General features: G+C 69.6%; 25 protein-coding genes and 1 pseudogene. 4 read left to right on the top strand and 22 right to left on the bottom strand.

Going from position 1 to position 26,105, the window contains the following annotated elements:
- Nucleotides 1–9: 9 nt before the first annotated feature.
- The 12 genes and pseudogenes from nuoK to AB0K52_RS05570 form a co-directional block, all read right to left on the bottom strand.
- Nucleotides 10–309: an NADH-quinone oxidoreductase subunit NuoK gene (nuoK, locus tag AB0K52_RS05625; protein WP_208496840.1), complete on the bottom strand. Its 300-nt coding sequence runs from the start codon at nt 307–309 to the stop codon at nt 10–12.
- Nucleotides 306–1,085, bottom strand: a complete 780-nt coding sequence (locus AB0K52_RS05620; RefSeq protein WP_363527216.1) for an NADH-quinone oxidoreductase subunit J — start codon at nt 1,083–1,085, stop codon at nt 306–308. The genes nuoK and AB0K52_RS05620 overlap by 4 nt, the downstream gene beginning before the upstream one ends.
- On the bottom strand, nt 1,085–1,651 hold the full coding sequence (gene nuoI, locus AB0K52_RS05615; RefSeq protein WP_363526591.1) for an NADH-quinone oxidoreductase subunit NuoI: 567 nt from the start codon (nt 1,649–1,651) through the stop codon (nt 1,085–1,087). Before nuoI ends, AB0K52_RS05620 begins: the two co-directional genes overlap by 1 nt.
- Entirely contained in the window at nt 1,651–2,964 is a 1,314-nt protein-coding gene (nuoH, locus tag AB0K52_RS05610) for an NADH-quinone oxidoreductase subunit NuoH (protein ID WP_363526588.1), read from the bottom strand. The genes nuoI and nuoH overlap by 1 nt, the downstream gene beginning before the upstream one ends.
- Nucleotides 2,964–5,444: an NADH-quinone oxidoreductase subunit G gene (locus tag AB0K52_RS05605; RefSeq protein ID WP_363526585.1), complete on the bottom strand. Its 2,481-nt coding sequence runs from the start codon at nt 5,442–5,444 to the stop codon at nt 2,964–2,966. Before AB0K52_RS05605 ends, nuoH begins: the two co-directional genes overlap by 1 nt.
- A gap of 1 nt (nt 5,445) precedes the next feature.
- The gene (gene nuoF / locus AB0K52_RS05600; RefSeq protein WP_363526582.1) at nt 5,446–6,777 is read right to left on the bottom strand and encodes an NADH-quinone oxidoreductase subunit NuoF; all 1,332 of its coding nucleotides are present in this window, start codon (nt 6,775–6,777) and stop codon (nt 5,446–5,448) included.
- 17 nt (nt 6,778–6,794) lie between these two features.
- Nucleotides 6,795–7,472, bottom strand: a pseudogene (nuoE, locus tag AB0K52_RS05595) (NADH-quinone oxidoreductase subunit NuoE); the annotation flags it as partial.
- Complete coding sequence (locus tag AB0K52_RS05590) at nt 7,469–8,839, bottom strand: NADH-quinone oxidoreductase subunit D (protein ID WP_363526579.1); 1,371 nt, start codon at nt 8,837–8,839, stop codon at nt 7,469–7,471. The pseudogene nuoE and the gene AB0K52_RS05590, both read right to left, overlap by 4 nt.
- Nucleotides 8,836–9,471: an NADH-quinone oxidoreductase subunit C gene (locus AB0K52_RS05585; RefSeq protein WP_363527213.1), complete on the bottom strand. Its 636-nt coding sequence runs from the start codon at nt 9,469–9,471 to the stop codon at nt 8,836–8,838. The genes AB0K52_RS05590 and AB0K52_RS05585 overlap by 4 nt, the downstream gene beginning before the upstream one ends.
- 56 nt (nt 9,472–9,527) lie before the next feature.
- The gene (locus AB0K52_RS05580; RefSeq protein WP_208496849.1) at nt 9,528–10,163 is read right to left on the bottom strand and encodes an NADH-quinone oxidoreductase subunit B; all 636 of its coding nucleotides are present in this window, start codon (nt 10,161–10,163) and stop codon (nt 9,528–9,530) included.
- Between the two features lie 8 nt (nt 10,164–10,171).
- Nucleotides 10,172–10,531, bottom strand: a complete 360-nt coding sequence (locus tag AB0K52_RS05575) for an NADH-quinone oxidoreductase subunit A (RefSeq protein ID WP_208496850.1) — start codon at nt 10,529–10,531, stop codon at nt 10,172–10,174.
- A gap of 4 nt (nt 10,532–10,535) precedes the next feature.
- Nucleotides 10,536–11,855 (bottom strand): geranylgeranyl reductase family protein, encoded by a 1,320-nt coding sequence (locus AB0K52_RS05570; RefSeq protein ID WP_363526575.1) that lies wholly within the window; start codon nt 11,853–11,855, stop codon nt 10,536–10,538.
- Nucleotides 11,856–12,304: 449 nt separating this feature from the next.
- On the opposite strand from AB0K52_RS05570, the gene wrbA reads away from it, so the two are divergent.
- Nucleotides 12,305–12,928 (top strand): NAD(P)H:quinone oxidoreductase, encoded by a 624-nt coding sequence (wrbA, locus tag AB0K52_RS05565; RefSeq protein WP_363526572.1) that lies wholly within the window; start codon nt 12,305–12,307, stop codon nt 12,926–12,928.
- Nucleotides 12,929–13,796: 868 nt separating this feature from the next.
- Here the strand turns inward: wrbA and AB0K52_RS05560 are convergent.
- The 4 genes from AB0K52_RS05560 to AB0K52_RS05545 form a co-directional block, all read right to left on the bottom strand.
- The gene (locus AB0K52_RS05560; RefSeq protein WP_363526569.1) at nt 13,797–14,453 is read right to left on the bottom strand and encodes a hypothetical protein; all 657 of its coding nucleotides are present in this window, start codon (nt 14,451–14,453) and stop codon (nt 13,797–13,799) included.
- A complete protein-coding gene (locus AB0K52_RS05555) occupies nt 14,450–16,291 on the bottom strand; it encodes an alpha/beta hydrolase (protein ID WP_363526566.1) in 1,842 nt (613 codons plus the stop codon). The genes AB0K52_RS05560 and AB0K52_RS05555 overlap by 4 nt, the downstream gene beginning before the upstream one ends.
- Before the next feature lie 5 nt (nt 16,292–16,296).
- Nucleotides 16,297–16,668, bottom strand: coding sequence for a hypothetical protein (locus AB0K52_RS05550; protein ID WP_363526564.1), 372 nt, complete (start codon nt 16,666–16,668; stop codon nt 16,297–16,299).
- A 142-nt stretch (nt 16,669–16,810) separates the two neighbouring features.
- Complete coding sequence (locus AB0K52_RS05545) at nt 16,811–17,269, bottom strand: MarR family transcriptional regulator (RefSeq protein ID WP_363526561.1); 459 nt, start codon at nt 17,267–17,269, stop codon at nt 16,811–16,813.
- An 81-nt stretch (nt 17,270–17,350) separates the two neighbouring features.
- On the opposite strand from AB0K52_RS05545, the gene AB0K52_RS05540 reads away from it, so the two are divergent.
- Nucleotides 17,351–18,211: a class III extradiol ring-cleavage dioxygenase gene (locus AB0K52_RS05540; protein ID WP_363526558.1), complete on the top strand. Its 861-nt coding sequence runs from the start codon at nt 17,351–17,353 to the stop codon at nt 18,209–18,211.
- Between the two features lie 119 nt (nt 18,212–18,330).
- Here the strand turns inward: AB0K52_RS05540 and AB0K52_RS05535 are convergent, their stop codons facing one another.
- From AB0K52_RS05535 to AB0K52_RS05510, 6 genes are all read right to left on the bottom strand, one after another.
- Nucleotides 18,331–18,744, bottom strand: a complete 414-nt coding sequence (locus AB0K52_RS05535; protein ID WP_363526556.1) for a PIN domain nuclease — start codon at nt 18,742–18,744, stop codon at nt 18,331–18,333.
- On the bottom strand, nt 18,741–18,947 hold the full coding sequence (locus AB0K52_RS05530) for a hypothetical protein (RefSeq protein WP_363526553.1): 207 nt from the start codon (nt 18,945–18,947) through the stop codon (nt 18,741–18,743). Before AB0K52_RS05530 ends, AB0K52_RS05535 begins: the two co-directional genes overlap by 4 nt.
- Before the next feature lie 84 nt (nt 18,948–19,031).
- Complete coding sequence (locus AB0K52_RS05525) at nt 19,032–19,670, bottom strand: class I SAM-dependent methyltransferase (RefSeq protein ID WP_363527210.1); 639 nt, start codon at nt 19,668–19,670, stop codon at nt 19,032–19,034.
- 747 nt (nt 19,671–20,417) lie between these two features.
- Entirely contained in the window at nt 20,418–21,656 is a 1,239-nt protein-coding gene (locus AB0K52_RS05520; RefSeq protein WP_363526550.1) for an amidohydrolase family protein, read from the bottom strand.
- Between the two features lie 10 nt (nt 21,657–21,666).
- Nucleotides 21,667–22,770 (bottom strand): adenosine deaminase, encoded by a 1,104-nt coding sequence (locus tag AB0K52_RS05515; protein ID WP_363526547.1) that lies wholly within the window; start codon nt 22,768–22,770, stop codon nt 21,667–21,669.
- A 36-nt stretch (nt 22,771–22,806) separates the two neighbouring features.
- Complete coding sequence (locus AB0K52_RS05510) at nt 22,807–23,427, bottom strand: DUF4272 domain-containing protein (RefSeq protein WP_363526544.1); 621 nt, start codon at nt 23,425–23,427, stop codon at nt 22,807–22,809.
- A 443-nt stretch (nt 23,428–23,870) separates the two neighbouring features.
- On the opposite strand from AB0K52_RS05510, the gene AB0K52_RS05505 reads away from it, so the two are divergent.
- Nucleotides 23,871–25,331 (top strand): serine/threonine-protein kinase, encoded by a 1,461-nt coding sequence (locus AB0K52_RS05505; protein WP_363526541.1) that lies wholly within the window; start codon nt 23,871–23,873, stop codon nt 25,329–25,331.
- Nucleotides 25,286–26,029, top strand: coding sequence for a helix-hairpin-helix domain-containing protein (locus tag AB0K52_RS05500; protein WP_363526538.1), 744 nt, complete (start codon nt 25,286–25,288; stop codon nt 26,027–26,029). The genes AB0K52_RS05505 and AB0K52_RS05500 overlap by 46 nt, the downstream gene beginning before the upstream one ends.
- The last annotated feature ends 76 nt before the right edge of the window (nt 26,030–26,105 follow it).

Genomic DNA, 26,105 nt, shown 5'->3' with positions numbered 1-26,105 from the left:
GTGTCCCCTCTAGGCCTTCAGCAGGTTGGCGTCGTCAACGGAGGCGGAGCGCCGGGACCGGTAGATCGCCATGATGATCGCCAGGCCGACCACGACCTCGGCGGCGGCGACGGCCATCACGAAGAACGCCATCACCTGCCCGTCGATGTTCCCGCTGGTGCGGGCGAAGGTGACCAGGGTCAGGTTCCCGGCGTTGAGCATGAGCTCGACGCACATGAACACGACGATCGAGTTGCGCCGCACCAGGACGCCGACCGCGCCGATCGTGAAAAGCGCGGCGGCCAGGATCAGGTAGTACTCGGGGCTCATGCGTCCCGTCCTTCCGTGTGCTTCGGCGCGGCCTCGGCGGCGGTGAGCTGGCGCGGCGGCACGTACTCGGAGAGCGACGCGGGCTCGATCGAGCCGTCGGGCCGCAGCGCGGGCGTCGCGGTCGAGTCCGAGTTCGCGAACACGCCCGGGCCGGGCCTCGGGCCCGGGTAGCTGCCGGGCGCGAACCGCTCGCGGCTGTGCTCCTTCTGCCCGCGGTGGCCGCCCTTCTTGGCGACGTGCGCGAACATGAGCGCGCCGACCGCGGCCACGGTGAGCGCGCCCGCCATGACCTCGAACGGGAACAGGTAGGTCGAGAACAGCGCCTCGGCGATCGCCTCGACGTTCGACTGCGCGCCGGTCGCCCAGCGCGGGTCGGCCGCGATCGTCATGCCCGAGACCGCGCGCGCCAGGCCGGAGGCCAGGAGCGCCGCCATGCCGATGCCGAGCAGCACCGCGAAGAGGCGCTGCCCGCGCAGCGTCTCGAACATCGAGTCCTTCGAGTCGCGCCCGAACAGCATGAGCACGAACAGGAACAGCATCATGATCGCGCCCGTGTAGACCATGATCTGCACGAACCCGAGGAACGGGGCGGCCTGCATGATGTAGAAGACCGCCAGGCAGAGCATGGTGACCGCGAGCATCAGCGCCGCGTGGATCGCCGAGCGCGCCAGCACCAGGCCCATGGCCCCGCCGAGCGCGATCGGCGCGAGGATCCAGAAGAACACCGACTCGCCGCTGATGCCGTTCTGGGCGACGGTCTGCGCGACGTCGATCATCACTGCTCACCCCTCCGGTTCTGCGCCAGCATCTCCGTCAGGGAGAACTCCGCGCCCTCGCTCGCGCCCGGGTTGGCCGGGCCGGAGGCGTAGTACGCCTTCTCGCTGTCGCCCAGGCGCATCGGGTGCGGCGGCTGCTCCATGCCCTCGATGAGCGGGGCCAGCAGCTCCTCCTTGGTGAAGATGAGGTCGCGGCGGTCGTCCCGGGCCAGCTCGTACTCGTTGCTCATGGTGAGCGAGCGGGTCGGGCAGGCCTCGATGCACAGGCCGCAGAAGATGCAGCGCGCGTAGTTGATCTGGTAGGTCTTGGCGTACCGCTCGCCGGGCGAGAACCGCTCGGCCTCGGTGTTCTCCGCGCCCTCCACGTAGATCGCGTCGGCCGGGCAGGCCCACGCGCACAGCTCGCAGCCGATGCACTTCTCCAGCCCGTCGGGGTGGCGGTTGAGCACGTGCCGGCCGTGGAACCGCGGCTGGAGCTTCGAGGGCTCCTCCGGGTAGTCGACCGTGACCTTCGGCTTGAACATGTGCGAGAAGGTGACGCCGAAGCCTTTAGCGAAACCGGACATTACTCCTCCTCTCCCTTGTCGGTAGGACCAGAGCCGTTGACGGGAACGGCCGTGCTTGCGGGTTCGAGCTCCGTGAGCGAGCGCGGGCTCGGCGGGACGGCCAGGTCGAGCGGCGGCACGGGGAACCCGCCCAGGCCCGTGTCGGGCTCGGCCGGCTCCTCGTACTGCTTCCGGCTGGGCCAGAAGAAGATCAGGGCCATCACGACGATCGCCGCGCCGCCGGCGAACGCGATGCGCGTCGGCAGCTCGTTGTCGGTGTCGAGCCCGATGTTCATGGCCGCCAGGACCATGAGCCAGACCAGCGACACCGGCACGAGGACCTTCCAGCCCAGGCGCATGAACTGGTCGTAGCGCAGGCGCGGCAGCGTGCCGCGCAGCCACACGTAGAAGAACAGGAACGCCAGGACCTTCCCGAAGAACCACACCAGCGGCATGAACCCCTCGTTCGCGCCCGGCCACCACGAGTTCGGGAACGGCGCGGCCCAGCCGCCCAGGAAGAGCGTCACGCACAGGGCCGACATCGTGACCATGTTGACGTACTCCGCCAGGAAGAACGACGCGTACTTCAGGCTCGAGTACTCGGTCGCGAACCCCGCCACCAGCTCCGACTCCGCTTCCGGAAGGTCGAACGGGGCGCGGTTCGTCTCGCCGACCATCGAGATCACGAAGATCACGAAGCTCGGCGCGAGGATGATGAAGTACCAGCCCGGCAGCGTGACCTCCGTGCCGCCGAACTGGAGCGGCAGGCCCTCGGCCTGCGCCTCGACGATCGCGCCGGTCGACATCAGCTGCGACTGGAAGAACACCGTCAGCACCGCCAGGCCCAGCGCGATCTCGTACGAGATCACCTGCGCCGCGGCGCGGAGCGCGCCCAGCAGCGAGTACGTCGAACCGGAGGACCAGCCCGCCAGCACGATGCCGTACACGCCGAGCGCCGAGCACGCCAGGATCAGCAGCACGCTCACCTCGAAATCGGTGAGCTGCAGCTCCGTCTCGATCCCGAAGACGTTCACCTCGGGCCCGAACGGGATCACCGCGAACGCCGTGAACGCGCACGTCACCGCGATGACGGGGGCCGCGATGAACACGACCTTGTCCGCCGTCCGCGGCATCACGTCCTCTTTGAACGCCAGCTTCAGGCCGTCCGCGAGCGACTGCAGCAGACCGAACGGCCCGTTGCGGTTCGGCCCCGGCCGCACCTGCATGATCGCCACCACGCGCCGCTCGTACCAGATGGTGAAGAGCACCAGCAGCACGAGCACCACGAAGACGAGCACGCCCTTGACGAGCATGAGCCAGATCGGATCGTTCATCACTTGACCGCCTCCACGGCTTCACCCGACTGAGCGGCCGGGCGAGGGACGTTCGGGTAGGCGCGGATCGTGACCACATCGCCCGAACCGGCGCCCAGGTGGCGGTAGATCCCGCGACCCGGCGCGTTCTGCGGCAGCCAGACCACGCCCTCGGGCATGTCGGTGACCCTGAGCGGCAAGGTGATCCCGCCGATCGAGGTCGCCACGGTGACGCCGCCGCCCTCGCTCGCGCCGATCGCCTTCGCCGTCGCGGCGCTCAACCGCACCACCGGGTCCGGAGCGCAGCCCGCCAGGTGCGGGTTGTTCTCCTGCATCGAACCGCCGTCGAGGAGCTGGCGCCACGTCGCGAGGATCGCCTTGCCGTCCGACTTCGGCGACGCCTGCGAGCCGTCGATTTGCGCAGTCGGGTGCGCGGCCCGTTCCACGGCCCAGTCCGGCGCCGGCTGGCGCGTGATCGGATCCGGCAGCCCCGCGAGTTCCGCACGCACCGTGCGGGTCTCGGCGAGCCCCAGCTCGATCCCCATCGCCGCCGCGAGCGTGTCGAGCACCGCGTGGTCCGACATGAGATCCGAGGGGATCACCGTGTCGAACGTCCGCAGCCGCCCCTCCCAGTCGAAGTACGCCCCGGGCTTGCCCGTCACCGGCGCGACCGGCAGGATCACGTCCGCCACCCGCGTCACCGCCGAGTGCCGGATCTCCAGGGAGACCACGAACCGGGCCGCGTACAGCGCCGCTTCGACCGCGGGCCCGTCCGCGAAGTCGTACGGGTCCACCCCGCCCACCAGGAGCGCGTCGATCTCGCCCTCCGCGGCGGCCTGCAGGATCTCCCAAGCGCCGCGGCCTTCGTTGCCGGGCAGGGACGCCACGCCCCAGTACTCGGCCAGCTGGTCGCGGTCCGCCGCGTACGAGGCGAGGCCGCCGCCCGGCAGCAGCCCGGGGAGGCAGCCGGACTCGACCGCGCCGCGGTCGCCCGCGCGCCGCGGGATCCACGCCATCCGCGCGCCCGTGGCCTTCGCCAGTCGCACCGCCGCCGACAACGCGCCCTCCACAGTGGAAAGACGCTCGCCGAGCAGGATGACCGCGCCGTCCTCGCTCAGCGCGTCGCGCACGAAGCCGCCGCTCCGCCAACCGTCGAGGAGTTCGGCCTCCTCGCCCGGCAGGGCCTCGATGAGGTTCGCGTTCAGCTTCGCCGTGCCGCGCGTCGCGAACGGCGCGACCACGTGCACCCGCTGGCCGCGCTGGCGCACGGCCTTGCGCAGGCGCAGGAACGCGATCGGGCACTCCTCCTCGACCTCGAGGCCGACGGTGACGACCACGGGGGCCTTCTCCAGGTCCTCGTAGGTGACCGCGCCGCTCGACGGGAAGACCCCGGCCACGGCGTGCGCCAGGAACTCCGCCTCCTCCGAGGAGTGCGGGCGGGAGCGGAAGTCGATGTCGTTGGTGCCGAGGGCGACCCGCGCGAACTTCGAGTACGCGTACGAGTCCTCGACGGTGAGCCGGCCTCCCGGCAGGACCCCGACGCGGCTGCCCGCGCCCTTGAGCCCCGCGGCCGCGCGGCGCAGGGCCTCGGGCCAGGACGCCTCGCGCAGCGAGCCGTCCTCGTCGCGGACCAGCGGCTTCGTGACCCGGTCGGCCGCTTCGATGTAAGAGGAGCCCCAGCGGCCCTTGTCGCAGTTCCACTCCTCGTTCACCGCCGGGTCCTCGCCCGCGAGGCGGCGCAGGACCTTGCCGCGGCGGTGGTCCGAGCGCTGCGCGCACCCGGCCGAGCAATGCTCGCACACGCTGGGCGTCGACACGAGGTCGAAGGGGCGCGAGCGGAACCGGTACTGCGTGCCGGTGAGCGCGCCGACCGGGCAGATCTGGACGGTGTTGCCCGAGAAGTAGGACTCGAACGGCTCGTCCTCGTACACGCCGACCTGCTCGAGCGCCGAGCGCTCCATCAGCTCGATGAACGGGTCGCCCGCGACCTGGTCGGAGAAGCGGGTGCAGCGCGCGCACAGGACGCAGCGCTCGCGGTCGAGCAGCACCTGCGAGGAGATGGGCAGCGCCTTCTTGTAGCGGCGCTTGTCCCCCGGCTCCATGCGGGTCTCGGTGCGCCCGGTGCTCATGGCCTGGTTCTGGAGCGGGCACTCGCCGCCCTTGTCGCAGACCGGGCAGTCCAAGGGGTGGTTGATCAGGAGGAACTCCATGATCCCCTCCTGGGCCTCCTTGGCGACCTCGCTGGTGTGCTGGGTCTTGACGACCATGCCCTCCATGGCGGTGGTCGTGCAGGAGGCGGCGGGCTTGGGCATGCCGCGCCCGTTGCCCATGTCGGGGACGTCCACGAGGCACTGGCGGCAGGCCCCGGCGGGCTCGAGCAGCGGGTGGTCGCAGAAGCGGGGGATCTCGATGCCGAGCTGCTCGGCGGCCCGGATGATCAAGGTGCCCTTGGGGACCGTGACTTCGACGCCGTCGATGGTGAACGTGACTTGATCGGTCATGTCAGTGCGCTCCGATCTTTTCCGCGTCGAAGAGTGCCGGCTTGTGGCCCTCGATGTAATCGAGGTAGTCCTGCCGGAAGTACTTCAGCGAGGACGTGACGCACGAGGTCGCGCCGTCGCCGAGACCGCAGAAGGAGCGGCCGAGGAGGTTCTTGCACGCGCTCTCGAGGAGCTTGAGGTCGCCGAGGGAGCCCCGGCCGGAGAGGATGCGCTCGTAGACGCGCACCATCCAGTAGTTGCCCTCGCGGCAAGGCGTGCACTTGCCGCAGGATTCGTGCTGGTAGAACTTCAGCCACCGCCAGCAGGCGACCACCGGGCAGTCCTGGTCGGAGAAGATCATGACCGCGGTGGTGCCGAGGATCGAGCCGGCCTTCGCGACGTTGTCGAAGTCGAGCGGCACGTCGATCGAGTCGGCCGAGAGCATCGGGGTGGAGGAGCCGCCGGGGGTGAAGAACTTCAGCTCGTGCCCCTCGGACATGCCGCCGGCGAGCTCGATGAGCTCGCGCAGCGTCGTGCCCATCGAGCACTCGTACTGGCCGGGGCGCTTGACGCGGCCCGAGAGCGAGTAGATCATCGTGCCCGCGGCGTTCTCGGAGCCGAGGTCCTTCCACCACTGCGCGCCGCCGAGCACGATGTGCGGGACGGCCGCGATGGAGCCGACGTTGTTGATGCACGTGGGCTTGTTGTAGAGGCCGTGCGTCGCCGGGAACGGCGGGCGCAGGCGCGGTTGGCCGCGCTTGCCTTCGAGGGAGTCGAGGAGGGCGGTCTCCTCGCCGCAGATGTACGCCCCGGCGCCCGAGTGGATCACGACCTCGAGGTCGAACCCGGAGCCGAGGATGTCCTTGCCGAGGTAGCCGGCTTCCTTCGCTTCGCGCACGGCGTTGCGCAGGCGGCGCGCCGCGTGGATCGCCTCGCCGCGCACGTACACGAACGCGCGGCTCGCCTTGATCGCGTAGGAGGCGATGACGATGCCCTCGATGAGCGAGTGCGGGTCGTTCATCATGAGCGGCAGGTCCTTGCAGGTGCCCGGCTCGCCCTCGTCCGCGTTGACGACCAGGTAGTGCTCCTGGCCGTCGTCGGGCACGAACTGCCACTTCATGCCCACGGGGAACCCGGCGCCGCCGCGGCCGCGGTGGCCCGAGTCCTTCATGAACGCGATGAGGTCGCCCTCGGAGTACTTGAGGGCCTTGCGGAGCGCCTTGTAGCCGTCGAGCTGCTCGTAGACCTCGAGCTTCCACGCGTTCGGGGACAGCCAGCGCTTGGTGACGACGGGCTTGAGCTTGTTGAGGGCGTCCTCGCGGGGCCGCCTGGGACCGGGCACGGTTACGCTCACTTCGCTTCCTCTGGTTCCTTGGCCAGCAACGGCGCGGTGGGGTCGAACGAGGGCGCGGTGATGCCCGCTTCGGCCGCGAGGCGCGCCCCGGCGAGCGTGGCGTCGCCCTGGGCGTTGCCCTCGAGCCCGGCGGTGCGCTCCTCGTCGAACCCGGCCAGCTGCACCGAGATCTCGCGCAATGTGCACAGTGGAGCGCCGCGGCTGGGCACCGGGCGGCGGCCCTCCTTGAGCTCCCGCACCAGGTCGAGGGATTTCGCCTCGTCCATGTCGTCGAAGAACTCGTAGTTGACGGTGACGACCGGCGCGTAGTCGCACGCGGCGAGGCACTCGGCGTGCTCGAGCGTGATCTTGCCGTCCGCGGTGGTCTCGTCGTGGCCGACGTCGAGCTCGTCGCTCAGGGCGTCGAACACCTGCTGCCCGCCCTTGGCCTGGCAGAGGGTGTTGGTGCACACCGAGACCAGCCAGTCGCCGGCCGGCTCGCGCTTGTACATGGTGTAGAAGGTCGAGACCGCCTGCACCTGGGCCTTGGTGATATCCAGGACCTCGGCGCAGAACGCGATGCCGTCGTCCGAGATGTAGCCATCGTGCGACTGCACCAGGTGGAGCAGCGGCAGGAGCGCCGAGCGCTCGCGGCCCTCGGGGTAGCGGACGAGGATGGCCTCGGCCTGCTCGCGGATCTTCTCCGGGTAGTTCACCTGTCGCAACCTCCCATGACCGGGTCGAGCGAGGCCCCGCCCGCGATGACGTCCGCGAGCAGGCCGCCTTCGGCGAGCGCGGGGATCGACTGCAGGTTGATGAAGGAGGGCTCTCGCATGTGGACGCGGAACGGCCTCGTGCCGCCGTCGGAGACGGCGTGGATGCCGAGTTCGCCGCGTGGGGCCTCGATGGCGGTGTACACCTGCCCGGCCGGGACCCGGAAGCCCTCGGTGACGAGCTTGAAGTGGTGGATCAGCGCCTCCATCGACTGGCTCATGATGTGCCGGATGTGGTTGAGGCTGTTGCCCATGCCGTCGGCGCCGAGGGCGAGCTGGGCGGGCCAGGCGATCTTCTTGTCCTCGACCATGACCGGGCCGGGCTCGAGCTTGTCGAGGCCCTGGTCGATGATGCGCAGGCTCTGGCGGATCTCCTCGAGCCGCACGACGTACCGCGCCCAGGCGTCGGCGCCGTTGTGCACCGGGACCTCGAAGTCGTACTCCTCGTAGCCGCAGTACGGCATGGTCTTGCGCAGGTCCCAGGGGAGGCCGGCGGAGCGGAGCACGGGGCCGGTGACGCCGAGGGCGAGGCAGCCGGAGACGTCGAGGTAGCCGACGCCCTGGGTGCGCTCCTGCCAGATGGCGTTGCCGGTGAGAAGGCCTTCGTAGTCGTCGAGGCCCTGCGGCATGTAGTCGACGAACTCGCGGATCATCTTGACGCCGTCGCGCGGGAGGTCCTGCGCGACGCCGCCGGGGCGCACGTACGCCATGTTCATGCGCAGGCCGCAGACGGCCTCGAAGATGTCGAGGATCTTCTCGCGGTCGCGGAAGCCGTAGATCATCATCGAGAGCGCGCCGAGCTCCATGCCCGTGGTCGCGAGGGCGACCAGGTGGGAGCTGATGCGGTTGAGCTCCATCATGATCACGCGGATCACGTCGGCGCGCCGGGGCACCTCGACGCCGAGGAGCTTCTCGACGGCGAGGCAGTAGGCGGTCTCGTTGAAGATCGGCGCGAGGTAGTCGGCGCGGGTCACGAAGGTCGTGCCCTGCGTCCAGTTGCGGTACTCGAGGTTCTTCTCGATGCCGGTGTGGAGGTAGCCGACGATGGGGCGGACCGAGCGGACGGTCTCGCCTTCGAGCTCGCAGACCAGGCGGAGCACGCCGTGCGTGGACGGGTGCTGCGGGCCGAGGTTGACGATGAGCCGTTCCTCGCTGACCGGGTCGACCGAGGCGACGAGCTCGTCCCAGTCCCCTCCGGTGACGGTGTAGACGCGGCCTTCGGTCGTGTCGCGCTCGGCGGCGTAGGCGTCGGTGCCGGTCTCGGCGCCCGCTTGCGAAGCCGTGAATCCAGCGGAGTCGGTGGCGGTCACTTGTAGGCCCTCCGTTCGTCGGGCGGCGGGATGTGCGCGCCCTTGTATTCGACGGCGATGCCCCCGAGCGGGTAGTCCTTCCGCTGCGGGAAGCCCTCCCAGTCGTCGGGCATGAGGATGCGGGTGAGGTGCGGGTGGCCCTCGAAGACGACGCCGAACATGTCGTACGCCTCCCGCTCCTGCCAGTCGGCGGTCGGGTAGACGGCGGTCGCCGACTGGACCGTGGGGTTGTCGAGGCCCACGGCCGTTTCCAGCCGGACGCGGCGCCGGTAGGTCATCGAGGTCAGGTGGTAGACGACGTGGAGCCGGTTGCGCTGGTCGGGGTAGTCCACGCCGGACACCGAGTTGCAGAGCTCGAAGCGCAGGCTCTCGTCGTCGCGCATGGCCTTGCAGACGTCGGCGACCCGGTCGGGCGCGATGTGGATGGTGAGCTCGCCGCGATCGACGATCACCGCGCGGGTGACGTCGTCGCCGAGCGATTCGCGCAGGGCGGCGACCACCTCGTCGAAGTAGCCGCCGAGCGGTTCGGGCGTCGAGACGATGTCGCCGGCGGTCGGCTGGGCCTGCACGAGGCCGCCGAAGCCGGAGGTGTCGCCGGTGTCGGTGACGCCGAACAACCCCTTGCGCTGCATGCCGACCGGCTGCACGTCGTCGGGTCCGGCCGCGCCGGTCCCGGTCGGGTCGGAGGTCATCGCTTCGCCACCGCCTTCCGGATGCGCAGCTGCTCTTCCGTCCCGGTCTTCACGGCCTCGGCCCACTCCTTCTTGCGCTGCTTGTCGAAGCGGTACGAGGAGGGCATCGCGCCGGGCTTGACCACGGGCTCGGGGAGGTCGGCGAGGGCCTGGCGGCGCTTCTCGCCGAGGGGCTCGTGCTGGACCTTCTCGTGGAGCTTGAGGATCGCGTCGAGCAGCATCTCCGGGCGCGGGGGGCAGCCGGGGAGGTACATGTCGACGGGCACGACGTGGTCGACGCCCTGCACGATCGCGTAGTTGTTGAACATGCCGCCGGAGGTGGCGCACACGCCCATCGAGAGGACCCACTTCGGTTCGGGCATCTGGTCGTAGATCTGGCGCAGGACGGGGGCCATCTTCTGGCTCACGCGTCCGGCGACGATCATGAGGTCGGCCTGGCGCGGGGAGGCCCGGAAGACCTCCATGCCGAAGCGGCCGGTGTCGTAGCGGGCCGCGCCGGTGGCCATCATCTCGATGGCGCAGCAGGCGAGCCCGAACGTGGCGGGCCACATCGACGCGCGGCGGGTCCAGTTGACCAGGGCCTCCACGGAAGTGAGGATGATGCCCTGCGGCAGTTTCTCTTCTACACCCATGGCGGCACCTAGTCCCAGTCCAGTCCGCCGCGGCGCCATTCGTAGGCGTAGGCGACGAACAGCGCGGCGATGAACATGAAGACGGCCCAGAACCCGAAGATCCCGAGGACGTCGTGGTGGACCGCCCACGGCACGAGGAAGATGATCTCGATGTCGAAGACGATGAACAGCATGGCGGTGAGGTAGAACTTCACCGGGAACTTGGTCGGCCCCGAGGTCGTGGGGGCCGGTTCGATGCCGCATTCGTAAGGGTCGTACTTGGCGCGGTTCCTGCGGTGCGGGCCGGTGATGCGCGAGGCGACCACCGAGACGATGCCGAACCCGGCGCCGATCGCGAACATGATCACGACGGGCACATAGACTTCCACGTTCCTAAACCCTCCTTTCGGTGAAGCTTGCGAACCGAACATGAGCTCTGCCCAAGCCGGGCGTGACGATCCGCATCCCGTTGACGATCCGGTCGGCGGTGTCCCGCCCGGGTCGGTCGGTGAGGTTCGCCAGCAGTTTCAACACGACGCGCATGAGCGCGGGACGCTTCAGGCCGTGCTCGGTGCACAGCCTCATGACGGTGGGCTTGCCGATGAGGTGCGAGAAGATCCCGCCCATGCGGTAGTACGAGCCCCAGAGGTCGTCCATCCGGTCGGCGTAGGCGCGCAGCGCGGCTTCGCGGCGCGGCACCGACCGCGCGCGGAGCGCTTCGGCGACGACGGAGGCGGCGACCTCGCCGGCTTCGACGGCGTAGGCGATGCCCTCGCCGTTGAAGGGGTTGACCATGCCGCCGGAGTCGCCGACGAGCATGAGGCCGCGGCTGTAGTGCGGGGTCCGGTTGAAGCCCATGGGGAGGGCGGCGCCGCGCACGGGGCCGTCGGCGTTCGCCTCGTCGGCCAGGCCCCACTCCTCGGGCGTGTTGGCGAGCCAGTCGCGAAGCAGCGCGCGGTAGTCGGTCTTGCCGTACCCCTCGGAGGAGTTGAGCACGCCGAGCCCGGCGTTGACGCGGCCGTCGCCGAGCCCGAAGATCCAGCCGTAGCCGGGTTGCAGCACCTCGGGTTCGGCGGCGGTGCGCAGCGAGAGCCACGACTCCAGGTACTCGTCGTCGTGCTTGGCCGCCGACCTGTAGTACTGGCGGACCGCGACGCCCATGGGGCGCTTCTCGTCCCGCTTGAGGCCCAGCGCGAGCGCGAGCCGCCCGGAGACGCCGTCGGCGGCGATCACGAGCGGGGCGCGGTAGGTGACGTGCTCGCCGTCGGCGACGGCGGTGACCCCGCAGACGCGCCCGGCGAGGTCGAAGACCGGCGCGGTGACCTTGACGCCGCAGCGCAGTTCGGCTCCGGCGGCGACGGCCCGGTCGGCGAGGATCTGGTCGAAGTCCAGACGGGTGCGGGTGAGTCCGTAGTCCGGGAAGTCCTGGAGCGTCGGCCAGTCGAGTTCGATGGCGATGTCGTCGGCCACGACGCGGAGGCCGCGGTTGCGGATCCATCCGGCGGCCTCGGAGGTGTCGACGCCCATCTTGAGCAGTTGCGCGACGGCGCGGGGGGTGAGGCCGTCGCCGCAGACCTTCTCGCGGGGGAAGCGGGTCTTCTCGAGCAGCAGAACGTCGAGGCCCCGGGAGGCCAGGTGGTAGGCCGCGGCCGAACCACCAGGTCCCGCGCCGACGACGATGACGTCGGCCTCCGGGGTTGCGTGAGTGGTCACGGGCGTCCTCTCAGGCGAACGGGGCGGTGATCCTTTTAACGACCATCCGGCTTGTGAAGCTCTTCACAAGCGTTTGCCGCAAGTCTAGAACTCCGCTATCTACGCCCTGTCACTTAGGTCCGCCTAAGTTGTCATTATTCGAGGTCACGAGGCATACAGGCGTACTTGAACCAGAGTTGCGGAAGCGATGGGAGCGCCTGAGGTGACGCGCGCTCGCGGAGTGATAAAGCCGACAGTCGCACACCCTTGCAACACGAAATCACCGGAAACACTCTCGTAACAAGTGCCTCCCACCGATTCGCCGCCCCATAGGGCATTCGGGCACGCGAGGCAACGTGGCCATCGACACATCGTTCAAATTTGAAACTTCCCTCGGCGGGCCGTATGGTCGATAGGTAATTCAAATCTGAACTACTTCAAGCTCGCTCTCCCTTGGAAGAGGTAGGAACATGTCCGCAGTCGAGCCCGTCAAGGTCGCCGTCATCTTCTACTCGGCCACCGGCAACGTCACCGCCCTGGCCCGCCAGATCGCCACCGCCGCCGAGAAGCAGGGCGCCGAGGTGCGTCTGCGCCGCGTCGCCGAGCTCGCCCCGCGCGAGGCGATCGACTCCAACCCGGCCTGGGCCGCCAACCACGACGCGATCGCCGAGATCCCCGTCGCCACCCCGGACGACGTCGACTGGGCCGACGCGGTCTTCGTGGGCTCCCCCACCCGCTTCGGCAACGTCGCGTCGCAGCTCAAGCAGTTCCTCGACACCCTCGGCGGCCTCTGGTTCCAGGGCAAGCTGGCCGGCAAGGTGTACTCCGGCTTCGCCGCCGCCTCCGGCAAGCACGGCGGCAACGAGTCCACGCTGCTCGCGCTCTACAACTCGTTCCACCACTTCGGCGGCATCGTGGTGGCCCCCGGCTACGCCAACGAGACGCTGTTCGCCAACGCCTCGCCTTACGGCGTCTCCCACTGGAACGGCTCCGACATCGACGACACCACCCTCGCCGCCGCGGCCGCCCAGGCCGAGCGCGTCGTCGAGACCTCCGCCGCCCTCAAGGCCGGCCGCGCGGCTATCGCCGCTTAGTCGCCGGCGAGTCAGTTAGTCGCTGAGCGCCTGCCCGATCTCGATCGGGTGGGCGCTTTTCCATGTGCGGCGAGGCCGGTTTCGGGCGGGGTTCAAGCGGGCGGCGACGGAGGGGTGGGTTGGGGGTGGGGTTCGTTGGCGGGATGCGGGTGTGGATTGGGCGGCGGGCGACACGGCTCGGACTTTCCCGGTTCCTTTGGGGCACACGTGGACCGGGCGGAACGTGAATGTCTTCTCGTCGTGTGGGTGATGACGGGTGGTTCTGCGCGAGGGATGATTGATGTACGCACAGGGATGCGGAAAACGTACAGGTGGCGAGTAGGTGCAAGCAGACTACGACAAGCCTATGGCCGAAACCCAAACCGTACGGACGCCGAGACCGCTGCTCTACGGGGCATAGGTTTCAGTCCTCTCGTGCTATCGGGTTCCACAGCTGACCACGGCCCTACGGGGGCGTGCTGGGTGGGAGATCGACGGTCGGGATCACCCCGAACGGCGGCAGTGTCCGGAACGAGACACACGAATTGAGCACGACCGCCAGCATGATCAGTGATGACGGCCGGGCAACAAGGACCCGGTCAACCCAGCACCGCCATGCACGGCAAACCAACACCCCGCGCACTCGCATCTTCTTGGTGCGCAAGGGAGGCACCGCCAAGCCCGGGTGCTCCAATGCGCTCAGGAGGCCAGGGCCTCAGGGACGGGCAACCGCACGACAAGGGCGGGAGTGCGTCCGGTCGGTTGGATCAAGACGGCGCGAGCTTTCTCGGTCCGTCCGTCGTCTCGCCATGGCGAGACCGGTCAGGCCGATAGGTCGGATCGGGAGACACCGAGAGCAGGAGAGAGGAGGAGCCGCCCCCGGCACTGATCAGAGTTGGTCGTCGAAGTGCTCCGGGGAATCGAAGGGGGCCAACGCTTCGTGAGAGGCTGGAATGCCCTCCGGGAAGTAGTCGCCGACCCGGTCGCCGTCGCTGCCGGGGGTGATGCCCCCCGCGGGTGGAATGTACTCGATCTCGCCCTTGTCGCTGACCGGGACGCAGCCGCCGAAGCTCACCATGAGGGTCGCGAGATGAGCGGCGGAGAACCAGATGGTGACTCCGTCGTCAGTGGTGGCCTTGATGTCGCGATAGGTCCCGCCGTCGCCTTCGGTGGCGTCGTCGCGGGCGATCTCGTAGCCGAGGGAGGTCCAGTGCTCTCGGAGGACGTTCACGTACTGCTCGTTGACGAGTGGCGTGGCCGAGTCTTCTGCGGAGAACTGGTAGCGGACCTCGACCATGGTGTGGTTCGGGTCGTCGATGCCGTTGTGGCTGCACGGGAGTTCGCCCCAGGAGCGATTCGCGAAGCCGGGGAAGTCGGGCAGGACCTCTACAAGGTCGGCGACCGCCGCCTCGGCCGGGGCGTACACCTCGGCTTGCGTGTACTGGCTCTCCGGCGGAGTGTCCATGTCCTTCTCCATTGCGCTGCAAGCGGTGACAGTGGTGATGAGGGCGGCGAGCCCGACGATCAGGATTCGCGGGCGGGTCATCGGACGCGGCTGTCCTGGCCGGTCACGATGTAGGCCTGGTTGTCGCGGCTGATGTCGTTGCCTTCGTTGGCGGGGGTGCTCGGGTCGTCCCGGTCCCAGTATGAGTTGTGGTTTGCCATGGGACCTTCCCAGAACTTCCACCAGTCGCTCGATGCTCTCGGCGAGTCGCTGGTGAAGGTGTTGGCGCCGAACCCGTCGTTCACGGGCGCACTGCCGTGGACGGGGCCGTATTGGATGGCGTCCTCGTCGTTCGTGGAGGCCCACACGTCGTCGACGCCGAGTGCGGAGGCGGTGTCGACGCTGGTGCCCGGTGAGCCGATCAGGATGAGGTTGTCGGCTTCGACGCCTTCCTTCGCGGCGGCCGTGCCCACCATGGTGGAGCCGTATGAGTGTCCCGTGAGCGAGAAGTTCGAGGGCGCTCCTTCGGCGGTGGCGCGGATGCCTTGTGTGAATGACTCGAGGTCGGCGGCGCCAGCTTCGGCGTACTTGCTGTCAGTGGCCTGGATGAGGGTGTCGGGGGCGTCGTAGCCCATCCACATGACCGTGGCGGTCTCCTCGCCGCCGCCCAGGCGTTGGGCGTCGAAGGCCATGGTGTCGGCGCGGTTCAGAAGGCCTCCGCCGGCGCCGGTGAGGCTGCCGCCCGTCCCGGGCACGTACGTGTTGACGTTGTCGGCCGTGTCGGGGTTGCCGATGGCGACGATGGCCTTGCCGCTGCCTTCGGTGTCGAAGCCGAGGAGGAAATAGTCCTGGCCGGTCTGGGAGGAGGCTGCGGGGCTGCCGTCGTCGTCGGTGATCTTGTCGTGGAGTCGGGACAGGTCTTCGCGGTCCTGTTGCAGGTCGTCGAGATCGGCTCTGGCTCGCTCGTACTCGTGGGAATCGGGGTCCATGCCTTGCAGCGCTTGTTCCTTCGCGTCGATCTGGGCGCCGAGGCTTTCGATGTCGTTGGCCAGGAGGGTCCGGTTGGCGGTGTCGCGTGGTTCAACTGGGATGCCGTCCACCGGGCCGACCCATTCGGGGTGCTCGTCGATGAGGGCGTGGCGCTCGGATTCGCTCAGGCCGTCCCACCACTGGTTGACCTGTTCGGGCGACATGCCGGAAGTGCCTTCGGCGATCGCCTCGGCCTCATTGGCGACTTCCTCGGTGACGCCTTCCCTGTAGTCGTCGACGAGGTCGTCGTAGGTCGCGCCGAGGTGCGGCGGGAGCTCGGTGGGGTTCTCGCGCATCTCCGAGAGCGCGGCGGCGGCCTCGTCGTCGGCGTCGTGCGCGCGGGACATGACCGACCGCAGCCAGTCCTGGTACTGGCCGGCGAGGCCGATGGCGGTGCCGTAGAGGTCGACGGCGCCGAAGAGGACCCTGAGGGTGTCCCAGTCCCAGAAGCCGTCGGGCTTCTTGACCCCGCACATGTCGCACAGCCACTGGGGCGGGTTCAGGGTGAGGATGGCCTGGTGGAGGTCGCCGGAGAGGTTGACGTCGTATTCGCTGTGGGGCCCTTCGATGTCGAAGTCGTGCTGTTCGATGAGCGGAATGAGCTCCTTGAGTTCGTTCTGCTCCTTCTCGAACGCGTCGGCGGCCTCGAGCAGGGTGGTGGCGATGCGGGTGCTGGCGTAGTCGGAGAGGTCGTCCTCGTACCGGTCGGCGGTCATGCCGATCTGGTCGCGCACCTGCGCGGCGGTGTCGGACTCGTAGTTCTCGACGCTCAAGTGGCCGTCGATCACGTCGGTGCGGAGGCGCTCGGTGTGGGCGAGCTGCTGGTCGACGTAGGTCTTCCAGGACTCGCCGAGGGTGCGGACGGCGCCGCAGTCGAGGTCGCGGAGGTGCTCCCAGGTCAAGTCGCTCACGGGCGTCACCAGTCCGGCCGGGAGGAGGCGTTCGCGTTGGGGCGCTCGGGGTAGAGCTCGCCGGCGAGGGACGCGAAGGTGCCGGCGTTGTAGTCGTCGATCTCGACGGCCTGCTCGGCGCAGGCGGCGAGGTACTCGCCGGTGTTGCCGAGGAGTCCGCTGAAGCCTCCGGCGCGGTGGACCCGCCACCATTCGCCGGCGGCTTCGAGGGCGGGGCCGAGGGCGGTGGCGGCCGTTGTGAGGGGGCCGGCGGCTTCGGCGTTGGCGGCGGCCATGGCGGCGGCCTGGGTGTCGGCCTCGGCTTCGATCTCGAAGAGGACGTCGACGGATCTGCGGACCTCGTCGGGGTCCATGGCGAAGACGTCAGCGCCGGCCATGCGCGGTTTTCGGGTAGGACGGAGCGTGATGGGACGCAAGGGGCATGGTTCGAGTCCTCGGGGGAATAGGAACGAAACTTTCCGTCACTATATCGATCCGAAACCACCCGGACCAGGGTCAAATCGCGCGGGTCGCGGCGCCTCAGGACTGGATGCGGGCGAGGACGCGCTTGGCGAGCTCGCCCATCTGGCGCATCTCGTCGCCGTCGAGCTCGTCGAAGACGAGTTCGCGCACGAGCCGCACGTGCCCGGGCGCGGCCTGGGCGAGGCGTTCGCGGCCCGCTCCGGTGAGGCGGGCGAGGGTCGAGCGGCCGTCGTCGGGGCAGGCGAACCGCTCGATGAGGCCTTCGTTCTCGAGGCGGCGGGCGACGTGGGAGAGGCGGGAGAGGGACCCGTTGCACAGGAACGCGAGGTCGCTCATGCGCATCGTGCCGCCTTCGGCGTGCTCGAGGCCGACGAGGACGCAGTACTCGAAGTGGTTGAGGTCGGCGTCGCGGCGCAGCTGCACTTCCAGGGCTCCGGGGAGCCGCATGACCACGCCGATGAGCGCCAGCCAGGTCGCCATCTCCGCTTCGTCGAGCCAGGGCGCTTCATCACTCATGCAACAAGCTTAACTGGACTACTTGATACATCAAGGAATCCGAGCTAGGTTTATTGAACGTTCAATGAATCGGAGTGACCAATGCCCGGCCGACCCGGCGCCGCGTTCGACGCCTTCCTCGAGAACACCGCGCCCGCCGCCGCCGGACGCCGCGACTGGACGCCCGAGGACGGCGCGCTCCCCGCGCTGTACCTGAGCCACGGCGCCCCGCCGCTGTTCGACGAGGCCGCGTGGATGGGTCAGCTCTTCGACTGGGCGCAGGGCCTGCCGAAACCCAAGGGCATCCTCATCGTCTCGGCCCACTGGGAGGCCGCGCCGCTCATGATCTCCAGCCCCGCGGCCGCGACCCCGCTCGTCTACGACTTCGGCGGCTTCCCCGAGCGGTACTTCCAGATGCGGTACGAGACGCCGGACGCGACCGCCATGGCCGAGCGCGTCGCCGCCGCCATGCCCGACACCGAGCCGCTGCACCAGCACACGAGCCGTGGACTCGACCACGGCGCCTGGGTCCCGCTCAAGGTCATGTACCCCGACGCGGACGTGCCGGTGCTCCAGATGTCGATCCCCACGCACGACCCCGACCGCCTCATGGCGCTCGGCGCGCGCCTGCGGCCGCTTCGCGAAGAGGGCTACCTCGTCGTCGGCTCCGGCTTCATGACGCACGGGCTGCCGTTCGTGGACTTCCGGCACCCCGAGAACGTCCCCGGCTGGTCCGCCGACTTCGACGTGTGGGCTTCGGAGGCGCTGGCGCGCGGCGACATCGAGGAGCTGGCGCGGTACCGCTCGCAGGCGCCGGGGATGCCGTACGCGCATCCCACCGTGGACCACTACGTGCCGCTGTTCGTGACCTACGGGGCCGCGAGCGAGCAGGAGCAGGCGGCGACCACCGTCATCGACGGGTACTGGTTCGGGCTCTCGAAGCGCTCGTTCCAACTCGACTGAGACCGTTGGGCCCGACCACGGGGCGGGCCCGCAAGCCGCGGGCAGGTGATCGTCATAATCCCCCGCCCGCACGCGCCGTCCGCGCCGCACCCACCAAGCGGCCGGGCGGCGCACCTATGTCAGACCGCCCCCGGCTCGACGACCCATTCGACAGGTTGACCGGTGACCTCGGCAATGGTCGCGAAGTCCTGGTCGTAATGCAGGATCGTCAGGCCCTCCCTGGCGGCGACCACCGCCGGCATGGCGTCGACCATGGAGGCGCAGCGGTGTTTCCCGCTCTCGGTGAGTTGCTGCTGAAGCTCCAGCACCTCGGCGAACACGTTGTCGCCCATGGGAGCCCATGGAAATGCCGGAATCATGACCGCCTTGAGGCGGTTCCGTTCGGCGCGATCGCGCGCAGTGAACAGCACTTCGTACTCGGTGGCGTCGCAGATGGAGATCAACCCGCGGCGCAGCAGCGGGTCGAGTCTGGCCTTCACCGGTTCGAGGCCCCAGCGCGACAGCGCGCTGGTGTCACCCAGGCACTGCGTCACGACCGAATCTTCCGCCGCGCCTCGGGATCGGCGAGTTCGGCGAAAGACCCGCCCGACGCCAGCTCGATGAACCGCTCCCGGGCCTCTTCGGCGATGACTCGTCGCACCGCGGGGTCGATGGTCTCCTTGATCGTCGAAGTGCCCAGGATCGCCTGAGCCTGCTCCATCTGCTCGGTATGGATGTCAACGGCGGTCTTGGCCATCCGAATCATCCCCTCTTGGGCGTAGAAGAAGACACGGATAGGTATATCCGAACACACCTTCTGTCGGCCTGCCCACCGCGCCGCCTATTTGAACCCGCGGTGCATGGCGACCGCGCCGCCGGCGAGGTTGCGCCAGGCGACCTTCCGGAAGCCGGCCTTGACGATGCGGTCGGCGAACGCGGCCTGGTCGGGCCAGGCCATCGTCGACTCGGAGAGGTACTTGTAGGCCTCGGGGTCGGAGGCGACACGGGAGGCCACCTTCGGCAGGACGTGCTTGACGAAGACGCCGTGGGCCTTGCGGTAGGGCTTCCAGACCGGCTGGGAGACCTCGCACAGGACCATGCGCCCGCCGGGGGCGAGGACGCGGCGGATCTCGGTGAGGCAGGCGTCGAGGTCGACCACGTTGCGGATGAAGAAGGACCCGGTGACGGCGTTGAAGGCGTCGTCGGCGAACGGCAGGCGCAGCGCGTCGGCGTTCACGAGCGGCACCTGCCGGTCCTGGTGGTGCTTCAGCATCTCCAGGGAGAAGTCGACGCCGATGACGTCGGCGCCGGACTTGGCGAGCTCGGCGGTGGAGACGCCGGTGCCCGCGCCGAGGTCGAGGCAGCGCTCGCCCGGCTGGAGGCTCAGGGCCTCGCGGACGGCCTTGCGCCACCGCTTGTCCTGCCCGGCGACCATCACGGTGTTGGTGCGGTCGTAGCCCGGCGCGACCCGGTCGAACATCGCCGCGATGCGGCCGGGTTCTTTACGCGGGGTATTCGCTTCGTTCGCCTCGATCACTCGCACAGCCTTGCACACGGGAAACAGAAAATCCGCCGGAGCCCTGTCGGTGTGGGCCCCGGCGGATCAAGGGGTTATATCGGGCGCGCGCGGGGTAACGCGGCGCGAGCGGCCATGAGGGAGCAGGGTACGGCCGCACGCTCGCCCGGAAGGGAAGCTGGTGAAGGAACCCGGATGACGGGCGGGAGCGCCTGGGGCGCACCGGAAGACGCGGCGGTGTACTCGATCGAGCGGTGCATCGGCGCCTCCTTTGCCGTCTTCGGTTCGAAGTAGCGGACCGGCCTCGATCCCGGCTGGGATGACACTGAGAGAGCTCCCGAGTGCGGTCTGCGCTACACGACCACATTGACGCATCCAAGCTGTGATGTCGATCTATGAAACCGAACCGTTATCCCGTGTAACCCTTCCGATAGCAACGGCGTGCCGGTTGTCACAAGGAGCGACGCACTCGTATGCCTTCGCCGGAAAACCGCAGGTTCCGCCGTTTTGCCGCACCGTGTCCGGCAACGGCCAGGCCGAAAGGAAAAACGGCGGGGCGCGCATGCGCGCCCCGCCTTCTCCAGGGGATACACAGAGAGGCGGACCTCTCCGGTGATGGAAGTCGTTCAGCCTCCGTTCAGGGAGGCCCTATTCAGCATCGCGGACCCGCGGCCGATCGACAAGCGCCGAGATCGAAGCGTTATTCAACGTCTACCGCTGAATGAGACCGCCCTTGAGCACGGTCGCAGTGCACTTCCCCGCCGCGCCGTTGACGAGCGCCGCGTACGGGTCGCCCTCGGTGTCGACGTCGAAGACCGCCAGGTCGGCGCGGTTGCCCACCTTGATGGCACCGATGTCGTCCCGGCCGAGGGCCTTCGCCCCGCCCTCGGTGGCGGCGCGCACCAGCCACTCGTCGAGGCCTTCGCCGCCGTCGCCCTGGGCCAGCGCGAGCTTGCGCAGCAGCGGCCATTCGGCGGCGACGTCCAGGTCGGGGCTGGAGGCGCGCGAGTCGGTGCCGACGGCGACCGTGTTGCCCTCGGCGCGGTAGGCCGCGACCGGCGGTTCGCCCGCCTCGAGGCGCGCGTTCGAGCGGGCGCACAGGGCCACGGCGGTGCCGAGGGTGCGCAGCAGTTCGCGGTCGGCCTTGTCGAGGTGGACGCCGTGCGCCACATGGGAGTCGGGGCCGAGCCAGCCGACCTTCTCCATCTGCGCGGCCGGGGAGTGCCCCGCGCCGCCGTCGGCGAGTTCGAGGTCAAGCCCGGCGCGGCGGTTCATGAACGCGAACGGGCCGGAGCCGCGGCGCACGAACATGTCCTCGTGCATGGTCTCGGCCAGGTGCGGGTGCAGGCGGATGTCGAGGGTCCGCGCGAGCTCGGCGAGGCTCTTGCCGACCTCGGTGCCGATCGTGTACAGCGTGTGCGGGCTGATGCCGACCGCGATGTCGGAGTTGTTGACCGCCCGGCTGTCGGTGACGACCTCGCGCCAGGCGGCCCGGCGGGCCTCCCACGCGCCCCCGTCGATGAAGCAGGCCTCCCAGTAGGCGACCCCGGCCAGGTCGGAGGCGAAGAGCGGCGCGAATCCGGCTGCGGGCGTGACGATGTCGGCCACGGCCGTGACGCCGTACGCGATCGACTCGTCGATGCCGAGCTGCACGGAGGCCTTCCAGGCGTCGTCGGCGGTCTCGGGGTTGCGGCGCGCGAAGTCCTGGATCCACTCGAAGAACTCCTTCTCGTTGCCGTACATGTCGGCGAACGCGGAGTAGCACAAGTGGGTGTGGGCGTTGACGAGTCCGGGGGTGAGCACGCCGTCGAAGGCGGTGGTCGACTCGGCCTCGGGGGCGTCGGCGGCGGGGCCGACGTAGGCGATCCGCCCGTCGTCGACCCCGACCGCGCCCTCGCGAATCGGCTCGTCCGCGACCGGGACGACGACAGGAGCGGTGTATACGTGCATGGACCCGAGCTTACTCAGGGTGGACGGACTCCAGCGCGCTGTAGGCGGGGCGGATCACCTCGTCGAGGATCGCCACCCGGTCGGGGTAGTGCAGGAAGGCGGCTTCCATGGCGTTCTCCGTGCAGCGCCGGACATCCGACCAGTCCCATCCGAAGTTCTCGACGAGCAGCTGGAACTCGCGGGAGGTGTGGGTGCGGCTCATCAGGCGGTTGTCGTTGTTGACGGTGACGTTGAACCCGAGCCGGTAGAGCTCGTTGATCGGGTGCGTGGCAATGGATCCGGCGCCGCCCGTCTGGAGGTTCGACGAGGGCGCCACTTCCAGGGCGATGCGCCGGTCGCGCAGGTACTCGGCGACCCGGCCCAGCTGGTCCGTGGTCCCGAACTTGATGTCCTCCATGATCTTGATGCCGTGGCCGATCCGGCTGGCGCCGCAGACGTTGACCGCACCCCAGATCGACTCGACGCCGACGGACTCTCCGGCGTGGATGGTGAACTGCATCGACTCGCGGCGCAGGTGCTCGAAGGCTTCGAGGTGCCGTTCGGGCGGGTTCCCGATCTCGCCGCCGGCGATGTCGAAGCCCACGACGCCCTTGTCGCGGAAGTCGACCGCGAGCTTCGCGATCTCGAGGGCGCGGTCGGTGTGCCGCATGCCGCACAGCAGTGTGCGGACTTTGATCTGGTGGCCGGCGTCCGCGGCGAGGCGCTCGCCCGCCTCGAGGCCCGCGAGGGTGGCCTCGACGACCTCGCTGAGGCTCATGCCGCCGAGGAGCTGCTGCTCGGGCGCGTAGCGCAGCTCGGCGTAGACGACGCCGTCGGCGGCGAGGTCCTGGGCGGCCTCGGCGGCGATGCGGTAGCAGTGGTCGGCGGTCTGCATCACGGCGACCGTGTGCGCGAAGGTCTCCAGGTAGCGTTCCAGCGTGCCGGAGTTGGCGGCGTCGTAGAACCAGTCCGCGAGCGCCTCGGGGTCGGTCGTGGGCAAGGCGTGGCCGATCGCGTCGGCGATCTCGATGAGCGTCTGCGGGCGCAGGCCGCCGTCGAGGTGCTCGTGGAGCACGACCTTGGGGGCCGCGCAGAGCTGGTCATGGGTGGGGACGTTCGAAGCCGTGGCATTCATCCCATGAATATAGTCATCCGCTTACGCGGGTTCGCCTCACAGCCGGACTTCGTCCCAGTGGACGGGCCGCTCGTCGGCGAAGACCACGGCCCACTCGAGGGCCCAGCGGCGGTGCCACACCAGGTTGTCGTCCACGCCGCGCGGCGGGGCCTGCCCGGCGCGGCGCGCCTGGTCGCACACCCAGTCGAGGCAGTAGTAGAGGTCGAGCATCTCGGCGATCACCGCCGGGTCGCGCGTGGGCGTCAGCTGGCGGTCCCGCCACGACCCGAAGGACTCCGGGCGGCGCAGGTCCGGCAGGAGCTCGGGGAGCTCCTCGCTGCACGGCACCGCCGGGTCGAGGTGGTCGACCAGGCCCAGCAGCCACGAGACCGTGTACAGGCTCTCGAGCTGGTCGGCGTACCGCTCGCGATCGCCGCGGCCGCAGGCGATGAACCCCCACTCGTCCGGGGAGAGGTGGTCGAGGACGTGCGCGTCGAGCAGCCAGCGCATCGCCAGCTCCTCGGGCATGTCGAAGACGCGGGCCTGGACGATGTTGAGGATGGCGGCGCGGGCCTCCACGTGGCCGCGGGGGCGCAGGCGCGGGAGCTGGCCGGCGGGGAACGGCAGGGGGAACTGCTGCGGGGGCGCGGGTATGCCGAGCGCGCTGAGTCCGTCCACTGTGCGCAGTCGAACGCTTCGCTGGTCTGAGATCGCCGTCGGCATAGGGCTCCCTACCACTTTGGGGTTCACCGAGGGGTGAGTGCGCGTTCACTAGGAAGGGTGATTGTGAAGAACTGTAGCGTCCACCACAGCCCCGAGTCAACGCGGGCAGACGAAATATTCAAGGTTCTATCTACGTATTACGCAGGTGTTTCACTCCCGCCGCGCCTGAGTCGCATGTGTCCCCAGGGGCAAAACGAACCGACGGGTAACTCCTTCCGTTCGACGCCGTTCGACAGCGAACCGACCGCATCGGCACGATCCTTCCGCAACCGCGGGCAACTCCGGTCACATCGGGCGGCGTCTACAACAGGGGTCCTCCCGGCCCCCGCCGGGCCGGACCCCCGCCTCCCCGAGGGTCCGGCCTCCGCCCGCCCCGGCCCGCCGGGCATGCTTGTACCGTGAGCACTCCCCAGGTCTTCGGCGGCCGGTACCGGCTCGTCCGGCCCGTCGGCGCCGGCGGCATGGGCCGCGTCTGGCAGGGCCTCGACCTCCACCTCGAACGCGAGGTCGCCGTCAAAGTGGTCAGACCCGACCTCCTCGACGGACCCCAGAAGCACGAGGCCGCCGCCCGCTTCCGCCGCGAAGCCCGCGTCACCGCCCAGATCCAGCACCCCGGGGTGCCCGCCATCTTCGACGCCGGCCTCGACGAGGACTCCGGCGAGCTCTACCTCGTCATGGCCTACCTCCCCGGCCTCAACCTCCGCGACCTCCTCGACGAGACCGGCCCCCTCCCCGGCGACTGGACCCTCGCCGTCGGCGCCCAGCTCGCCTCCGTCCTCGCCGCCGCCCACGCCCGGCAGGTCGTCCACCGCGACCTCAAGCCCGCCAACATCATCGTCGGCCCCGAAGGCCTCGTCCACGTCGTCGACTTCGGCATCGCCGCCGTCCTCGAACCCGACGCCTCGCGCCTCACCATGACCGGCGACAAGCCCGGCACCCTCAATTACATGGCCCCCGAGCAGATCCGCGCCCAGCCCGCCGGACCCGCCGCCGACCTCTACGCCCTCGGCGCGCTCCTCTACGAGATGGCCACCGGCGAACGCCTCTTCGCCGACCGCGGCTCCGCCTACGAAGTCCAGACCGCGCACCTCAAGGAACTCCCCGACCCCGTGCGCCGCCGCCGCCCCGACCTCCCGGCCGAACTCGACGGCCTCGTCTCCCGCCTCCTGTCCAAGGAACCCGCCGAGCGCGGCTCCGACGCCGCCACCGTCCACCTCCGCCTCGCCGCGCTCCTCGCCGACGCGCCCGCCTCCGGCGCGCCCGCTCGCGACTGCGGCGACCCGACCTGGCCGTTCCGCGCCCCGCTCGCCCCCGTCCGCGTCGCCGCCGTCGCCGCCGCGCGCGGCCCCGCCCCGGCCGCACCGGACCGGCGCGAGCGCATCGCCGACGCCGACCGGGCCTTCGGCATGGGCGACTACAACGGCGCGCTCAGCGCGTTCCGGTCCCTCGCCAAGGACTTCGAGACCCCCGACCCCGCACTGGCGCTGCACTGCCAGATGCGCGCGGCGCAATGCCTTGCGGCCCTGGGGAACGCGGCGAGCGCGCTCACCGGGCTGACGAGCGTCATCGAACGCCAGCGGCGCCTGGAGGGCGAGCGGGCGCGGTCCACGCTGCGGTCGCGGCGGGTGGCGGCGGACCTGCTCGCGGTGCTGGGCCGCGGCCCGGAGGCGCACCGGGAGTTGACCACTGTGGTTCATGAGATGGCCGCGGCGCTCGGCCCCGCCGATGCCGATACCATCGAAGCCCAACGGCTGCTGCAGACTTGGTCCGCTCCGCCCCAGGGCCTTCCGGCAGGGCCCGTGGCGGACCCCGCATGGCCGGTGCCGCCCCCCGCCTCGCCTGGGAGTCCTCCGCGATGACCGCCCTCGGTCCCTACGCCCCGCCCGCCGACAACGTCAAGACCCGCCGCCTCGCTCTCATCGGTTCCTACCTCTGGGCGTTCGCGCCGCTGCTCACCTGCGGGTACGCCGCGCCGATCATGTTCGGCCTGGCGCTCGGCCGCCGCCGCGACAACCTGACATTGTGGGCGCTCGTGGCGCACTCGGTGCTCATCGTCATCGGCTGCGCGGCCGTGTTCGGCTCCCCCGACCCGATCCCGACATGGGCGCTGACGCTGTTCGGCACGTCGATGGCGTTGTGCGCGTTCGGTTCCACCGCGCACCTGCTGGTGATCCGCGCGGCGGTGTGGGCGCCGCCGGCGCGGCTGCAGGTGCCGGTGGCGCGCCTCTCGAGCCTCGAAGTGGTCGACCGGGCGCGGAAGCTGCGCGAGCAGGCCCGCCGCACGGCGGAGGCGGATCCGATGCTGGCCAAGCGGCTCGGCATCGGCCGCCCGGACCTGCCGCGCCAGTTCGACGACGGCGGCCTCGTCGACCTCAACCACGCCCCGCTGTCGGTCCTCATGTCCCTGCCGGGCGTGACCGAGCGCAGCGCCCGGCAGATCCAGGACTGGGTCGCGCAGTCGGGCCCGTTCGGCAGTCTCGGCGAAGTCATGCTCGTCATCGAGATCAGCCCGACGTTCGAGCACCACCTGCGCGAGTACTGCGTCTTCATTCCCTAGAGCGTCCGCAAGCAGCGCAAGCGAAAAGGCCCCGAGACGAGTCTCGGGGCCTTGCGCATTTGTCGCGCGCTGCGGA

The organism is Glycomyces sp. NPDC049804, from assembly GCF_040674615.1.
Taxonomy (GTDB): domain Bacteria; phylum Actinomycetota; class Actinomycetes; order Mycobacteriales; family Micromonosporaceae; genus Glycomyces; species Glycomyces niveus.
The sequence above is the reverse complement of the archived record's forward strand: the minus strand, read 5'-3'. Positions and strand labels throughout refer to the sequence as shown.

Excerpts from the sequence above, each read along its gene's own strand:
- nuoK (WP_208496840.1), bottom strand. The coding sequence starts at position 309 with ATGAGCCCCGAGTACTACCTGATCCTGGCCGCCGCGCTTTTCACGATC.
- AB0K52_RS05620 (WP_363527216.1), bottom strand. The coding sequence starts at position 1,085 with ATGATCGACGTCGCGCAGACCGTCGCCCAGAACGGCATCAGCGGCGAG.
- nuoI (WP_363526591.1), bottom strand. The coding sequence starts at position 1,651 with ATGTCCGGTTTCGCTAAAGGCTTCGGCGTCACCTTCTCGCACATGTTC.
- nuoH (WP_363526588.1), bottom strand. The coding sequence starts at position 2,964 with ATGAACGATCCGATCTGGCTCATGCTCGTCAAGGGCGTGCTCGTCTTC.
- AB0K52_RS05605 (WP_363526585.1), bottom strand. The coding sequence starts at position 5,444 with ATGACCGATCAAGTCACGTTCACCATCGACGGCGTCGAAGTCACGGTC.
- AB0K52_RS05585 (WP_363527213.1), bottom strand. The coding sequence starts at position 9,471 with ATGCAGCGCAAGGGGTTGTTCGGCGTCACCGACACCGGCGACACCTCC.
- AB0K52_RS05580 (WP_208496849.1), bottom strand. The coding sequence starts at position 10,163 with ATGGGTGTAGAAGAGAAACTGCCGCAGGGCATCATCCTCACTTCCGTG.
- wrbA (WP_363526572.1), top strand. The coding sequence starts at position 12,305 with ATGTCCGCAGTCGAGCCCGTCAAGGTCGCCGTCATCTTCTACTCGGCC.
- AB0K52_RS05560 (WP_363526569.1), bottom strand. The coding sequence starts at position 14,453 with ATGACCCGCCCGCGAATCCTGATCGTCGGGCTCGCCGCCCTCATCACC.
- AB0K52_RS05550 (WP_363526564.1), bottom strand. The coding sequence starts at position 16,668 with ATGGCCGGCGCTGACGTCTTCGCCATGGACCCCGACGAGGTCCGCAGA.
- AB0K52_RS05545 (WP_363526561.1), bottom strand. The coding sequence starts at position 17,269 with ATGAGTGATGAAGCGCCCTGGCTCGACGAAGCGGAGATGGCGACCTGG.
- AB0K52_RS05540 (WP_363526558.1), top strand. The coding sequence starts at position 17,351 with ATGCCCGGCCGACCCGGCGCCGCGTTCGACGCCTTCCTCGAGAACACC.
- AB0K52_RS05530 (WP_363526553.1), bottom strand. The coding sequence starts at position 18,947 with ATGGCCAAGACCGCCGTTGACATCCATACCGAGCAGATGGAGCAGGCT.
- AB0K52_RS05525 (WP_363527210.1), bottom strand. The coding sequence starts at position 19,670 with ATGTTCGACCGGGTCGCGCCGGGCTACGACCGCACCAACACCGTGATG.
- AB0K52_RS05520 (WP_363526550.1), bottom strand. The coding sequence starts at position 21,656 with ATGCACGTATACACCGCTCCTGTCGTCGTCCCGGTCGCGGACGAGCCG.
- AB0K52_RS05515 (WP_363526547.1), bottom strand. The coding sequence starts at position 22,770 with ATGAATGCCACGGCTTCGAACGTCCCCACCCATGACCAGCTCTGCGCG.
- AB0K52_RS05500 (WP_363526538.1), top strand. The coding sequence starts at position 25,286 with ATGGCCGGTGCCGCCCCCCGCCTCGCCTGGGAGTCCTCCGCGATGACC.